Raw genomic sequence first — 14,838 nt, 5'->3', positions numbered from 1 at the left:
TTTATTTCAACATGAGCACTCTCAAGCGCGACCTCAAGATTGCCCTTCTCCTTGGCGGCCCCGGAGCGGAACGGGAAGTATCTCTCGTCTCCGGAAAGTCCGTTTACGGCGCCCTGCGCCAGGCCGGGTTTACCGACGTAACGGAGGTGGACGTACATGGTCCGGACTTCCGGCTGCCGGAAGGCACGGAACTGGCCTACAACATCATTCACGGCACCTTCGGCGAGGACGGGGCCCTTCAAGCCATTCTGGAGGAACGCGGCGTTCCGTATACGGGAGCCGGTTCCCGTTCCAGCGCCCTGTGCTTTGACAAGTCCGAATCCAAGAAGGTATTTCTGGAAGCCGGGGTTCCCACCCCCCGCGCGGAAATCCTGGACTGCTCCGGCGGCATCGTGATGCCGTCCCTTCCCCTTCCCTTCGTCATCAAGCCTCCCTGCGAGGGCTCCAGCGTGGGCGTCCACATCGTCCACAAGCAGGAAGACGTGCTCCCCGCCATGGAGGAAGCCGTTACCCACGGCACCACCGTGCTGGTGGAGGAATTCATTCAAGGCCGTGAACTTACGGTGGGCGTTCTGGACGGGGAAGCCCTCCCGGTCATCCACATCTGCCCCCGCTCCGGCTTCTATGACCTGAGCAACAAGTACCCGTGGATGAACATGGGCGGAGGCACGGATTACATCTGCCCGGCGGACCTTCCGGAAGAAACCGCCGCCAAGGTGCAGGAGGCCGCCCTGAAGGCCTACCGCGCCGCCGGCGTGGAGGTGTACGGCCGCGTGGACGTGCTGCTGCGCGAGGTAGACGACTCCCCCTTCGTGCTGGAAATTAACACCATTCCCGGCATGACCCCCTCCAGCCTGCTCCCCAAGGCGGCGGCTGCCGCCGGCTGGTCCTACGAGGCCCTTTGCGAAAAAATAGCGGAATTATCGCTAGCCACCCCCCGGAAATAGCGTAATATTTGACAGAGGGCGGGGAGTCGCCCATCCCACACCCCCCGATGTCGCACAAAGCCACAACGCCAGTCCCCCGCTCCGCCAAAAGGCCGGAAATGCTCCTGCTGGAACGGGAGGCCAGAAAAGAAACCATTGAGCGCAAGGGCAGGAACTACCGTTTCTGGCTCTTCCGGCGCAAGCTGTACCACATCGTCACCGTTTACACGCTCATCTTCGGCCTTATCGGGGCCATCGTCTTCCTCTGGACGGATTACATCCTCAAGTACGACTGGCTCTCCATCGACACCGTCACGTTGAAAAGCAACGGCATTTTCAACTCCGAGCAGGCTTTCGCCGTCATGGGGATAGGCCCGAAGGACAACATCTTTTCCATGGATGCTGCGGAACTGGAACAGCGGCTGGAAAAATGCCCGGCCATCCGCCGGGCGGCCGTCAAGCGCCAGATATCCTCCAATCCCACGCTGCTGGTGGACATTGACGCGCGCATCCCCGTGGCATGGATTGACTGCCCGGAACTGGGCGTCCACCCGGGAGACGCCAAATACGGCGTTCTGGCGGACAAAGAGGGCGTCATCTTCCCCTGTATGGAGCAGGTCCACCTGCCCTACATCCAGGGCAGGCACATGCCCTCCGTCACGCTCAGGCCGCCCAGCTCCGGCCAGCTCAGCTACGGAGTCGGCATCCGGGAGCTGGAAGCGCCCATGAAGCTGATTGAGCTGCTCTCCGGCACGGTGACGGAATACCTGCCCAGCATCGTCTCCATCACCACGCCCAACGACTGGTCCTTCTGCGTGCGCTTCTCCAACGACTGCCAGGCCACCTTCAGCCATTACGGCCTGGAGCACCAGGTGGAAAAACTGTCCCGCGCTCTCCGGCACGCACGCCAGACGCACCGGAAAATCAGCGCCATCAACCTGATTCCGGAGCACAATATCCCCGTCATTTTCGACGATTCCTACGAGGACATCCCCCTTGCGGAACCAATTGAGGAATGACGCCGTGCCGGCGTCCCCTGCCGGAAGCGGTTTTTCCCCGTTCCCAGCCTTCTCCCGGGAACGTTCTCCCATATTTTCCTCAATTCCTCCCGAGCGAAACACCCGGTTTTCACAGGTTTTCCCCCATGTCAGAATTCTATTCTTTCTCAACGGGAAATGAGGCCGCGAAGACCTATTGAACACTTGCCAATAACGCCGCGCAAGCTATACTTTCCACGATATTATGAGCAACGAAACACCTTTATCACCCGAAGCGGAAAAACTGGCAGCGGCCCGCAAGCGCAACCTTGACCTGGCCCTCTCCCAAATCCAGAAAGACTTCGGAGAAAACGCCATCATGCGCCTTGGAGACAACGTCAAGATGGAAGTGGACGTCATCCCCACCGGCAATCTTCTCATTGACCGCGCGCTGGGCGTGGGCGGCTTCGCCCGCGGCCGCATCGTGGAAATCTACGGGCCGGAATCCTCCGGTAAAACCACCCTGACCCTGACGGCCATCGCCCAGGCCCAGAAAGCCGGGGGCCTGGCCGCGTTCATTGACGTGGAACACGCCCTGGACCCGCAGTACGCCGCCCGCCTGGGCGTCAACCTGGACGACCTGCTGGTCTCCCAGCCGAGCTCCGGGGAAGAAGCCCTGCAAATCTGCGAAGCCCTGGTGCGTTCCAATTCCATTGACGTCATCGTGGTGGACTCCGTGGCCGCGCTGGTCACCAAGCAGGAGCTGGAAGGCGAAATAGGAGACTCCACGGTGGGCGCCCAGGCGCGCCTGATGTCCGCCGCCCTCCGCAAGCTCACCAGCTTCATCTCCAAGGCCCGCACCGTCTGCGTCTTCACCAACCAGATCCGTGAAAAAATCGGCGTCATGTTCGGCAACCCGGAAACCACTCCCGGAGGACGCGCCCTGAAATTCTACGCTTCCGTGCGCGTGGACATCCGCCGCATCGGCCAGATCAAGGCCAGCGACGGCTCCGTAGCCGGGAACCGCACCAAGATCAAGGTGGTCAAGAACAAGGTGGCGCCCCCCTTCACGGAATGCGAGTTCGACATCATGTACAATGAAGGCATCTCCTCCGTGGGAAGCCTGCTGGACCTGGCGATGGAGTATGACATCATCCAGAAGCGCGGCTCCTGGATCAGCTATAACGGCAGCCAGATCGCCCAGGGCAGGGACGCCGCGAAGGAAGCCCTCAAGTCCAATCCTGACCTGTACAAGGAAATCGAAGAACTGGTCAAGGCCAAGATGGACGAGAAGGCGGCCAAATAATCCGGCTCCTTCCCTGTTCCCACTCATTCAAGGCGGCTCCCCCTTTTGGGAGCCGCCTTTTCTCTTTCCGGAGACGGGCGCAAAAGAATCTTTCACGGAAACTTTTCTCTTGTGCGTCATGAAAAATCCGTTAGTCTGAACGCGATATCGTCCTATGTATCCGACCTCTCGCACATCATTTGCAGCCGTGCTCGGCGTTTTGGGCATGTTTCTGCTGACGCTGTCCACGGCCTTCGGATGGAACCCGGAAACCATCAACGGCGTGCAGTACATTCCGATGTCCGAGGTGCGCACCCATTACAAACTGACACGGGAACGCACGGAAGGACGGCAGAAAGTTTATGAAGTGCCGGAAAAGATCCAGATACGCATGCAGGCGCACAGCCAGGACATGTTCATGAACAACATGAAGTTCGTGCTTTCCTATCCCGTGGCGGACCATCCGTCCAAGGGGCTGATGGTCTCCAACATGGACCTGCACAAAATCATTGACCCGGTCCTGCGCCCCACTTACATCGCCAACCGCCGCAGCTTCAATACGGTAGTCATTGACCCCGGCCACGGCGGCCATGACAGCGGCACGCGCAACCGCATCAGCAGGGAGGCGGACATCAACCTCTCCGTCGCCAAAAAACTGCGGGACCGCCTCAAGGGCATGGGCTACCAGGTGGTGATGACCCGTGACACGGACAACTTCATTACCCTCCAGGACCGCGTCCGCATCGCCAACAGGCACAGCAACGCCATCTTCATCAGCATCCACTTCAATGACGGCGGCCCCTCCGCCCGCGGGGTGGAAACCTTCACGCTGGCCCCTGCGGGCACTTCCTCCTCCATGTCCCGCAACATCCGCCAGGACGCCCTCCAGGGCAACTCCCAGGACAGCATGAACATCGCCCTGGCTACAGCCGTGCAGGGGCACATGCTGAAAGGGCCGCTCGCCATCAAGGAAGGCATCTCCATGGTTGACCGGGGCATCAAGCGCGCCCGCTATTCCGTGCTGTGCACCATCAAGCACCCGGCCATTCTGGTGGAAGGCGGATTCATGTCCAACCCGCAGGAAGCCCTGCTCATCTCCACGGAGCGCTACCAGAACTTCATGGCCTCCTCCCTGGCCGCCGCCGTGCGCCAGTACCGCACCGCCCTGGGCCAGCAGGTGCGCAGAACGCGTTAAGCCCCGCACTTACCGGGGGTTGCCCCTCCGCAGCATGAACATCATCCGCATTCCCGGCCTGGCAGACTATCAGGAAACCCTGGAACTTCAGGAACAACTGGTCCGGGCCCATCAGGAAGACCCGGAACGGGAAGATGACCTGCTTCTGCTGGAACATGCCGGGGTTTATACCATCGGGCGCACGCGCGACCACGCCAGCCTGCACCCCGGTTCCGCGCTCCCCTTCCCCGTTCATGAAATCAACCGCGGCGGGCAGGCCACCTACCACGGCCCCGGCCAGCTCGTAGGGTACCCCATCACGGACTTGAACCGCTGCGGCAGGGACCTGCACAACTACGTCACCACCCTGGAAAACGCCTTGATTGAAGCTTGCGCCAAATTCGGCGTACAGGCCCGCATCCGGGAAGGGCTGGTGGGCGTATGGGTGGAGGACCGCAAAATAGCCTCCATCGGCGTAGGGGTGAAAAAATGGATTGCCATGCACGGCTTCGCCTTCAACGTGACCCGCGAATCCCTGCCCCCCTTCCAGGCAATCACTCCGTGCGGCATCCAGGGCGTGCAGATGACCTGCCTGGAACAGGAAATGCCGGAATCCGGGCAGAAGGACGACCTGCTGGATCGGTTCGGAGACGCTTTTGCAACACTGTGGAAGGAAAAATTCCACCGGAATTCAGAAGGTGCAGAGTGTGCCGGGGAGCATGAAAAATCCTTCTTCCCTTGAAGACGGAAATGCGCCAAAGGCTGGGAAGCGGCCATTTCAGACCATGAATGCAGGGGAAATGTTCAAAAAAACACTTCCTGTAAGACACAGACCGTGTCAGCAATACGTCCTTGCATCTTGACGCGGTTCCCGAACGGACGGATGCTTATACCAGTTATGGGGAAAACACTTTTCCAAAAAATCTGGGACGCTCATTCCGTCGGCATCCTACCGGACGGAAGAACGCAAATGTTCATCGCTACACATCTGCTGCATGAAGTCACCTCTCCGCAGGCTTTCGGAATGGTCCGGGACCTGGGCCTAACCGTGCGTCACCCGGAACGCACCTTTGCCACCGTGGACCACATCATCCCCACGGACAACCAGGCGGAACCGTTCGCGGACACCACGGCTGACGCCATGATCAAGGAACTGCGCCGGAACTGCGCGGAAAACGGCATCCGCTTTTTCGACCTCCCCACCGGCCTCCAGGGCATCGTGCACATGGTAGGCCCGGAACTCGGCATCACCCAGCCGGGCATGACCATCGTGTGCGGGGACTCCCACACGGCTACGCACGGCGCGTTCGGCTCCATTGCCATGGGCATCGGCACCACGCAGGTGCGCGACGTGCTGGCTACGCAGACCATGGCCCTCAGCCCGCTCAAGGTGCGCCGCATCAACGTGAACGGGAAACTGGCCCCCGGCGTGCGCGCCAAGGACGTGGCCCTGCACATCATCGGCCTTCTGGGCGCCAAGGGCGGCCTGGGCTTCGCCTATGAATACGGCGGCAACGTAATAGACGCCATGAGCATGGACGAACGCATGACCCTCTGCAACATGTCCATTGAAGGCGCGGCCCGCTGCGGCTACGTGAACCCCGACCAGACCACGGTGGAATACATCAAGGGCCGTCTGTTCGCCCCCACCGGCGCGGACTGGGACAAGGCCGTGGAACGCTGGTTGAGCTTCGCTTCCGATGCGGACGCGGAGTACGACGAGATCGTGGAGATTGACGGAGCCGCCATTGAACCGACGCTGACATGGGGCATTTCCCCGGACCAGAACACGGGCATCAGCGGCAGCACGCCCAACCCCTCCTCCGCCAGGAACGACGACGAACGGAAGATGATCAATGAGGCGCTGGAATACATGAAATTCCCCGCGGACATGCCCCTCAAGGGACTGCCGGTGCAGGTGTGCTTCGTAGGCTCCTGCACCAATGGCCGCATCTCGGATTTCCGGGAAGTAGCCGCCCTTATCAAGGGGCGCCATGTGGCTCCCGGCATCCGGGCCCTGGCCGTTCCCGGCTCCCAGATGACTGCCAGGCAGTGTGAAGAGGAAGGCATCGCGGACATTTTCCGTGAAGCCGGCTTTGAATGGCGCCTGGCGGGCTGCTCCATGTGCCTGGCCATGAATCCGGACAAGCTCCAGGGGGACCAGCTCTGCGCCAGTTCCTCCAACCGGAACTTCAAGGGCCGCCAGGGAAGCCCCACCGGGCGCACCCTGCTGATGAGCCCCGCCATGGTGGCCGCCGCCGCCCTGACCGGGAAGGTCTCCGACGCGCGCGACGTGTTTTCCCTGAATTAACTTTCCAACTTTTTCCTTTATGTCTCTGACCAAATTCACCTCCATCACCGGCACCTGCGTTCCCGTTCCCGGACCGGACATGGACACGGACCGCATCATCCCCTCCCGCTTCCTCAAGTGCATCACGTTTGACGAGCTGGCGGGAGTCATGTTCTGGGACGAACGCTTTGACGAAAACGGACAGTCCAAATCCCATCCGGTGGACGATCCCCGCTTCAAGGGGGCTTCCATCATCCTGGGCGGCTCCAACTTCGGCTGCGGTTCCTCCCGCGAACACGCTCCGCAAACCATCAAACGCTCCGGCATCAAAGCCGTCATCGCGGAATCCTTTGCGGAAATCTTCTTCGGCAACAGCACCGGCATCGGCCTCCCTTGCGTGTGCGCGTCCGCGGATGACATTGCCGCACTGACCCGGTACATTTCCGATCATCCGGAAACGGAAGTGACGATCGACCTCCTGAACATGACAGCCTCCTGGAAGGAAGGTTCCTTCCCCATCCGGATGCCGGCGGAAGCCCGTGAAGCCCTGAGCCGGGGCCGCTGGGATTCCATTGCGGAACTGCTTGTCAACATGGATGCCGTGGAAAAGAAAAATGCGGAACTGCCCCAGGTAACAGCCTCCTGCTGATTCAACATTGACCTCTCCCTACCCCCCCTCTATCCCCCACCTCCCCATATGATTTTCAGAATTACAGACTACGTCCACTACGGCACGCTGGACAACCGTGAACGCGGAACCGTCAAGCTTGCGCTACAGCTTATGGGGATGCCCCATCCGGTGAATATCACCCTGCAGGGGGACTGCCTCCAGGACCTGGCCGGATGCCTGGTCGATTTCAGGAACCCCTCCCCCCAGATGCTCCCTGCGGAACTTACCCAGCTCCCGGAAAACATCCGGGGCGTGGCGGGGGACATGACGGCCAGCCGCCGCATGCCCGTCAAGGGGAAGAAAACCATGGAAAACTCCCTGTACCTGGAATGGTTCACCAGCCACCACGACATGGTGCTGCTGGAAAGCACGGCCTTTTCCATCAAGGTCTCCCTCCCCGAATGGATCATGGATTCCTGCGAGGAACAGGTTCAGATCATGGCGAACCAGCAGATGCTGCGCACCCAGGTGAAGGAATGGTCCAAAACCTATGCCAACACCCAGGAAGACGGCAACCTGCCCGACCACCACTGGGACAAGCGCCTGCGGGAGGCGGAAGCCATCGCCATCGCCTACCAGGAAGTGTTCCAGAAATACAGGCTGAACCCCACCGGAGACATCCGCCTGGCCTTTGTGATGGGCTGGGACGACGTGCTTGACAACATCGCCCAGTCGGAGGAAACGGGCACTCCGTGTTCCTGCAAAAGCACCGGCATGCTCAGCCTCTTTGACATCCTCAACGAACAGGAGGCCCAGGAAGTGCAGTCCTGCATGTTCCACCCCCTCTTCCAGCAGGTCATGGAGCTGACGGACCTGTGCCAGCGCCAGTTCAGCCGGGAGATCAACAAATCCCAGAGGAACCGGACGGAACCGCCGGAACCCCTGAACCAGATTTTTTACTGCATCCGCTACATCACCCCGCGCATTCTCTCCTGCCTGCTCCAGGAGAAGGAAAACGCTGCGGACTACTGCACCATGGCTGCCCGCATGGCCCTGTGCGTGGAACAGACGCGCCAGACGGTAGCCGCGCTGGACATCCGCCGCAGCCAGGTGGACGACGAGGTGACGGAACGTTTTTCCTCCTTGCTGGAGGAAGTCAACTCCTTCCAGGAAAGCCTGGCAACCCAAAGCCGGAAAAGCAATCTATAACCAACTTACTTTCATAACATTACCTCTTCACTACAGACCACCATGCACTTCCATACCTGCCTCCAAGGACTGTGTGCAGTCCTGGCCGCCGCCGCTTTTTCCTACGCGGATGAACCGGCCGTTTCCATTTCAGACTTCGGGGTGGACAAGGTCATGTCCGGCCCCGTCGTTTCCATCAATGACCAATACAAGGGAGTCGTGAAAATCGAAGTGGATTCCCTGACGCCGGACTACGCCACTCCATGGGATACGGGCCGCTACCAGGGCGGCATCGGCACCGGCTTCCTGATCGGGGAAAACGCCTTCATGACGAACGCCCATGTAGTCAGCAACGCGGAACGCATTTACATCTCCATGTACGGGGATTCCCGCAAAATTCCCGCCAGGGTCAAATTCATCGCCCATGACGCGGACCTGGCCCTGCTGGAAGCGGACGACCCCAAGCCCTTCAAGGGCATCCGGCCTTTTGAATTCAGCAAGAACCTGCCCCACCTGGAAGACGAGGTGAGGGTGATCGGCTACCCCATCGGCGGCAACAGGCTTTCCGTCACGCGCGGCGTAGTCTCCCGCATTGACTTCACCACATATGCCCACCCCCGCAACACGGAACACCTGACCATCCAGGTGGACGCCGCCATCAATCCGGGCAACAGCGGAGGCCCCGCCCTGATGGGGGACAAAGTCATCGGCGTAGCCTTCCAGGGCCTGAACAACGCCAACAACACGGGCTACGTGATTCCCACGCCCGTCATCCGCCACTTTCTGGAGGACATCAAGGACGGCGTCTATGACGGCTACGTGGACATGGGCATCCAGGCCGCGCCCATCCTGAATCCCGCCATGCGCAAGGCATTCGGCTTGCCGGACGACGAGAAGGGCGTCCTGATCGGCAAAGTGCTCAAGGGCTCCTCCGCCGATGGAGTACTCCGCAACGGGGACCTGCTGATGAAGGTGGACGGCTACGACGTGGACAGCTCCGCCATGATTGAGCTGGACGGCCAGAAAATCAGCATGAAAGAGCTCATTGAACGCTGCTTCAAGGATGACCGGCTCCCGCTGGATATCATCCGCGACGGCAAGCCCATGAAGGTGGAGATGGTGATGAAACCCTCTCTCTCCAAGGATCTGCTGATGGCGGAATACGACAAGATGCCCCGCTATATCGTCTTCGGCGGCCTGGTGTTCCAGCCCATCCAGCGCAATGTGCTTGCGGCGGCGGACATCTCCATGCTGGACGTCGCCCTGGATATCCGGGATTACCAGGAAGACGGCGGCTGTGTGGACCATGAAGACATGGTAATCATCACCAAGGTGCTGGACGATGAAGTGAACGCGCGCCTGTCCGGCTCCATCTCCAACGCCATCGTGGAAAAAATCAACGGCGTGAAGGTCAAGGGCCTCACCCACGCCTACGAACTCCTTTATCCGAAGAATATGCCGGAATACGTGATTATTGAACTGAAAAACGGGGAACGCCCCCTGATCTTTGAAGGCAAGGCCATGGAGGCGGCCAACAAGCGCATCTCCAAAACCTACAACATCCCGAAAAACGCCCGTCTGGACAGCGCCATTCCCGGCCGCCAGCCTGACCGGAACACCAACCCCGCCCGTTAACCGCCATGAAAATTCTTTCCCTTTTCGCCCTCGGTTCCCTGATTCTGCTCGGCGGCTGCCAGCCGCGCGAAGCCGGACGAACCGCTCCCGAACCCCAGCCCGGGCAGCAGCCGGAAACACCGCCTGAACAGGTGGAGGAAACGGCCGCTCCGGCGCAGCTCCCTTCTCCCACCAACTCCATGGTAGGCATTAACGCCACCAACCAGGGCTATGCCATGGTCCAGCCGTGGAGCAAGGAAAACCCGGCGTACAGCCAGGGCTTCGGCATTTACCTGGGGGACGGCAATATTCTGACGGCGGCCAACATCGTTTATTCCGCCAGCTTCGTGGAAGTGACCTCCGCGGACGGCTCCCAAACGGTTCCCGTGATCGTGACCGCCTTTGACCCGGAAGCCAATCTTGCCCTGCTGCGCCTGAAAAACGAGACAGACGCCGCCTTCCTGGACAAGCTGGTGCCCGTCACGCTGGGGAACGCACCCCGCCTGGGCGACAAGGTGACCTTCTGGCAGTTCAATGACGACGGCCTCCCCATCACTACGTCCGGAACCCTTCTGGCAACGGAAAGCTCCAGCCCTTTCACCAACAGCGAACCTTTTGTCCTGTACAATGTCAAATCCTCCGTCACGCCTCTGAAAGGCGGCGCAGGCAACCCCATCATGAGGGATAATAAACTGGTGGCTCTCAGCGCCAGCTGCGATCCTTCCGCCCAGAAGGCGCTGGCCGTGACCCATACCATGATTTCCCGGTTCCTCCAACAGGCCCGGTCCGGCAATTACACCGGCTTCCCGGCGGACGGCACCCAGGTCACGGAGCTGACGGACCCCGTTTTCCGCAAGTTCCTGGGCCTTCCGGAAACCGGCGGCGGCTTTTACGTGGTGAAACTGCCTGTCTACGGTTCCTTTTACAAGGCAGGCGTGCGTCCCGGAGACGTGGTGGAAAGCGTCAACGGCATTCCGCTGGACAGCAAAGGCCTGATCAGGGACCCCGCGCTGGGCCCCGTTTCCGCCAACGTCCTGTTCCGTGACTCCGCCATGCCGGGGGACACCATCACGCTGGGCATCCGCCGCAAGGATAAGGACGGCGTCAGCCAGCCCATGACGCTGGATGTCAAGCTTGACCGGAGCGCGCTGGAGGGGGATCTGATCAATCCGGCCCCCTTTATTTCCAATCCCCCCTACCGCATTTACGGAGGTCTGGTGTTCGTCCCCCTGACGGGAGCCCTGATGAGGGAAATCAATAAGCTCAGCAAGAACCGCCCCCCTCTCAACCTGCTGGAAGCTATTCAGAAAAAGGAAGACATCCGGAAAAAAGGCGTGGATGAAATCGTGGTCTTCCTGATGGCGCTGCCCACCCAGGCCACGCTGGGCTATGCCCAGATGAACTCCTCCATTGTGGAAAAAGTGAACGGCGTCCAGGTAAAGAGCCTCAAGCACCTCAACCAGCTTCTGGACCTGCCCGCTCCCGGCGGCACGCACCGCATTGAGGTGGCCCAGCAGCCGTACACCATGTACATGTCCCAGAAAGAGGCCGCCAAGGCGGACCGCTTCATCCAGATGAGGGCTGTTCCCGTGCTCCGCAGGGATTAGGAAAGCCGCGAGCCATTCCATTGCATTCCTTCTGAAATGTCCCTTCATACGCTGAATATCCGGCTGGATTTTCCCTATAGAACGGGCTTTACCCACGGAGCCTTCCGTCCGGAAAACGATGCGCTGGCCAGCCTGATGGAGCAGAGGCCCGGAGGCCGCGTCCTCGTCCTCATGGAGGAAGGGCTGGAACGGTTTTATCCGCAGCTCCCGGCGGACATCGACCGTTATTTTGAAAAGAACGCCGGAGAACTGGCCTATGCCGGCTGCCGTTCCGTTCCGGGCGGGGAAGCGGCCAAAACCGGCTTTGCCGCGTGGGAAAAGGCCCTCCGCCACATTGTGGAAGCGGGCATCGACCGCCATTCCTACATCATTGCCGTGGGAGGCGGGGCGTTTCTGGACGTAGCGGGCTTTGCCGCCGCCACCGCCCACCGCGGCATCCGGCTGCTGCGCGTGCCCACCACCACCCTTTCCCAGGCGGATTCCGGCGTAGGCGTCAAAAACGGAATTAACTTCATGGGGCAGAAGAACTACCTGGGCACCTTCGCCGTAGCCTGGGCCACGCTTAACGACTTCCTGTTCCTTCATTCCCAGCCCCTCTCCCTTAAAAGGGCCGGCTTGGCGGAAGTGGTGAAGGTGGCCGTGGTAAAAGACGCCTCCTTCTTTGACTGGCTGGAAACGAACGCCGACGCGCTGGCCGCCTGCGAGCGGGACGCGCTGGAATATGCCGTGGAGCGTTCCGCGCTGCTGCACGCCGCTCACATCGCCGGAGGTGGAGACGCCTTTGAACTGGGTTCCAGCCGCCCCCTGGACTTCGGACACTGGGCCGCCCATTACATGGAAACCATGTCCGGCTACACGCTGGGCCATGCGGAAGCCGTTTCCGTGGGCATGTGCCTGGATATCCTTTATTCCGTCAGGAAGGGATGGCTGCCTGCTGCGGAGGCGGAAAGAATCGTCTCCGTACTGAAAGCCCTGGGACTGCCCGTGTTCCACCCTCTGCTCTCCCGCAGGACGGAGGATGGCGCATGCGAAGTGCTGAAGGGCCTGGAAGCCTTCCGTGAGCACCTTGGCGGCCATTTGACGGTATTGATGCTTACCGGGATAGGCCGGGGAAAGGACGTCCATGAAATAGACGCCGCGCTAATGGAGGAATGCATCCGGGAAATGCAGGAGGTCGCCCGCTGCTCCAGCCAGGAATAGGGGCCTTTCCCTTGTTGCCTTCCTCCTTTTATTTGGAGTTCAGGTAATCCAGGATAATCCGGACCTCCGCCTTGATTCCGTTGAGAATCGCTCCGTCGTCCGCCTTGAATCCGGGATTGTGATTCGCAGGGCCGTCCCCGGAACCGATGGTCATGAAATAAGTGGGCGCTACCTGCGCATAATAGGAGAAATCCTCACTGGCCGGTATTCTGGGAGAATCAAAAACGTTCTTCTCACCCACGGCTTCAACGGCCGCCTTCTTCGCCAGTTCCCGCAGGGCAGCATTATTCTGGATGGACGGATAGCCCAGAACGTAATCCAGCTTGTACTGCGCTCCATTGGCCTTGCATACATGGTCGATGACGGACCGGGTGCGTTCTTCCAGCAGTTTGCGGGTTTCCGGCGTTACGGAACGGATGGAGGCTCCCAGCACCGCTTTGTCCGGAATGACGTTGGGAGCGTTGCCGGACTGGAATTTTCCCACGGTGATCACGGCCATGTCCCCGGGCGTCGCATTGCGGGAGACGACCGTTTGCAGCACCATCACGATTTCAGAGCCCGTGACGATGGGGTCCACGCCCAGCTGTGGCATGGAGCCATGGGAACCCTTCCCCTGAATGGTGAGGAAAAAACCGTCCGACGAGGAAGAGGCGGCCCCCGCCGGCAGAATGCCGATGGACCCGGCAGGTTCATTGGGCATCACATGCGCACCGAAGATGGCGTCTACGCCTTTGAGAACTCCACTCTTGATGATCGGAAGGGCGCCCCCGGGCGATTTTTCCTCCCCGGGCTGGAAAATGAAATACACCGTGCCGGGCAATTCCTTCTGCATGGAGGCAAGAACCTTGGCTGTTCCCAGCAGCATGGCCGTGTGCATGTCATGCCCGCAGGCATGGCTTACGCCCGGTGTTTTGCTGGCAAAGGAAAATCCTGTCTCCTCCTGCACGGGAAGCGCGTCCATGTCCGCCCGGAAGCCGACGGTTTTCCCGGGCTTTCCGCCGCGCAGAATGCCGACCACGGAGGTCTTCGTAGGCCGCAGGATTTCAATGTGGCCGAAGGAGGCAAGCAGGTCCGCCACATAATTGCTCGTCTTGTATTCTTCAAAAGACAATTCCGGATTCTCATGGATATGGTGCCGCCACTCCACGGCGTCCCTGGCGGCGCTCTGCACCTCCGGTTGCTGCGCCATGGCCGAAAAAGTCTGGAGAAGAAGGACCAGCAAGGTCAACAATGATATTTGCATGTTTTTAAAACGGGAAGGACTGTTTTTAGTCAGACAACGCGCAACGACTTTCATTCCATAAAACTGTGCCATCATTTCAGAATTTTCAAAGATCAAACATAAACCCTGCCAATAACCTCCGTAAAATCGAGCCAATCACTCCTTGCAGGTTCTCCACCTTTGAGCTTTCATGAAATTAAATATAAATTATTGAATTTATTTATATGATGATTTCAAAAGAGATAAGAAAAAGTATGGGAGAGTTGAAAATAAAAAACTTTGTCTTCCTGCCCTCAGTAACAAGAAATAACTTCAAATCCATATTATTCGAATTCTAGAGTGTACTTTTAACAACAAAAAATCGGCAAAAGAAACCATCACCGTTTTCGTCCAATCTAACAATACCTCAAAAGTTGAAATCATGTTCACTCTAAACACGGATTCCATCTATACCCTATTCAAGATTTCTGGAAATTAATCAGAAGCGGTCTGGTATTAATCAAGCTCGGGACGGCGGCTCTGGAAGATTTCCCTTATATGACTGTACCCAGTAATTATAGAAATAAATCAAAGGAAACAACTGTTCCATGAAGCTTTTCATCTTTTTTCCATAACGTAACAGGCGTATTTCACCGGTAGGAAATGTTCCCCATTCTGGCTGTGTTTGTTTGGCAACTTCAATTTCAAGATCATGAACAACACTTTCAACATCGGCGCCATGGACACCGTCTACCCCTTCATTCCC

13 protein-coding genes are annotated in these 14,838 nt (G+C 59.1%); 11 read left to right on the top strand and 2 right to left on the bottom strand.

All coding sequences use genetic code 11. The annotated features are described in order from the left end of the window. Positions 1 to 11: 11 nt before the first annotated feature. From HJW02_RS07325 to HJW02_RS07275, 11 genes are all read left to right on the top strand, one after another. Positions 12 to 947: a D-alanine--D-alanine ligase gene (locus tag HJW02_RS07325; RefSeq protein WP_022397716.1), complete on the top strand. Its 936-nt coding sequence runs from the start codon at positions 12 to 14 to the stop codon at positions 945 to 947. A 47-nt stretch (positions 948 to 994) separates the two neighbouring features. Beyond that, entirely contained in the window at positions 995 to 1,945 is a 951-nt protein-coding gene (locus tag HJW02_RS07320) for an FtsQ-type POTRA domain-containing protein (RefSeq protein ID WP_102722101.1), read from the top strand. A gap of 223 nt (positions 1,946 to 2,168) precedes the next feature. Continuing rightward, positions 2,169 to 3,209, top strand: coding sequence for a recombinase RecA (recA, locus tag HJW02_RS07315; protein WP_022397718.1), 1,041 nt, complete (start codon positions 2,169 to 2,171; stop codon positions 3,207 to 3,209). A 187-nt stretch (positions 3,210 to 3,396) separates the two neighbouring features. Further along, on the top strand, positions 3,397 to 4,383 hold the full coding sequence (locus HJW02_RS07310; RefSeq protein ID WP_180971818.1) for an N-acetylmuramoyl-L-alanine amidase: 987 nt from the start codon (positions 3,397 to 3,399) through the stop codon (positions 4,381 to 4,383). Positions 4,384 to 4,417: 34 nt separating this feature from the next. Then, complete coding sequence (lipB, locus tag HJW02_RS07305; protein WP_102722182.1) at positions 4,418 to 5,104, top strand: lipoyl(octanoyl) transferase LipB; 687 nt, start codon at positions 4,418 to 4,420, stop codon at positions 5,102 to 5,104. Between the two features lie 156 nt (positions 5,105 to 5,260). Continuing rightward, positions 5,261 to 6,673, top strand: a complete 1,413-nt coding sequence (gene leuC / locus HJW02_RS07300) for a 3-isopropylmalate dehydratase large subunit (RefSeq protein ID WP_102722100.1) — start codon at positions 5,261 to 5,263, stop codon at positions 6,671 to 6,673. 19 nt (positions 6,674 to 6,692) lie between these two features. Further along, positions 6,693 to 7,301 (top strand): 3-isopropylmalate dehydratase small subunit, encoded by a 609-nt coding sequence (gene leuD, locus HJW02_RS07295; RefSeq protein WP_022397722.1) that lies wholly within the window; start codon positions 6,693 to 6,695, stop codon positions 7,299 to 7,301. A gap of 48 nt (positions 7,302 to 7,349) precedes the next feature. Beyond that, complete coding sequence (locus HJW02_RS07290) at positions 7,350 to 8,471, top strand: hypothetical protein (protein WP_102722099.1); 1,122 nt, start codon at positions 7,350 to 7,352, stop codon at positions 8,469 to 8,471. A gap of 42 nt (positions 8,472 to 8,513) precedes the next feature. Further along, positions 8,514 to 10,085: a trypsin-like peptidase domain-containing protein gene (locus HJW02_RS07285; RefSeq protein ID WP_022397724.1), complete on the top strand. Its 1,572-nt coding sequence runs from the start codon at positions 8,514 to 8,516 to the stop codon at positions 10,083 to 10,085. 5 nt (positions 10,086 to 10,090) lie between these two features. Further along, positions 10,091 to 11,671 (top strand): S1C family serine protease, encoded by a 1,581-nt coding sequence (locus tag HJW02_RS07280; protein WP_102722098.1) that lies wholly within the window; start codon positions 10,091 to 10,093, stop codon positions 11,669 to 11,671. 36 nt (positions 11,672 to 11,707) lie between these two features. Beyond that, complete coding sequence (locus HJW02_RS07275) at positions 11,708 to 12,871, top strand: 3-dehydroquinate synthase (protein ID WP_102722097.1); 1,164 nt, start codon at positions 11,708 to 11,710, stop codon at positions 12,869 to 12,871. 28 nt (positions 12,872 to 12,899) lie between these two features. On the opposite strand, the gene HJW02_RS07270 is transcribed toward HJW02_RS07275, so the two are convergent. Together HJW02_RS07270 and HJW02_RS07265 are read right to left on the bottom strand one after the other, a co-directional pair. Then, a complete protein-coding gene (locus HJW02_RS07270) occupies positions 12,900 to 14,060 on the bottom strand; it encodes an amidohydrolase (RefSeq protein ID WP_102722181.1) in 1,161 nt (386 codons plus the stop codon). Between the two features lie 532 nt (positions 14,061 to 14,592). Next, positions 14,593 to 14,838 (bottom strand): hypothetical protein (locus HJW02_RS07265; RefSeq protein WP_208050621.1); only part of this gene is annotated, 246 nt, incomplete at its 5' end.

Origin of the sequence: Akkermansia sp. GGCC_0220, from assembly GCF_017566105.1 — a bacterium.
GTDB classification, from domain to species: Bacteria; Verrucomicrobiota; Verrucomicrobiia; order Verrucomicrobiales; family Akkermansiaceae; genus Akkermansia; species Akkermansia massiliensis.
Note: the sequence above shows the minus strand (reverse complement) of the source record. Positions and strands in the feature narration are given on the sequence as shown.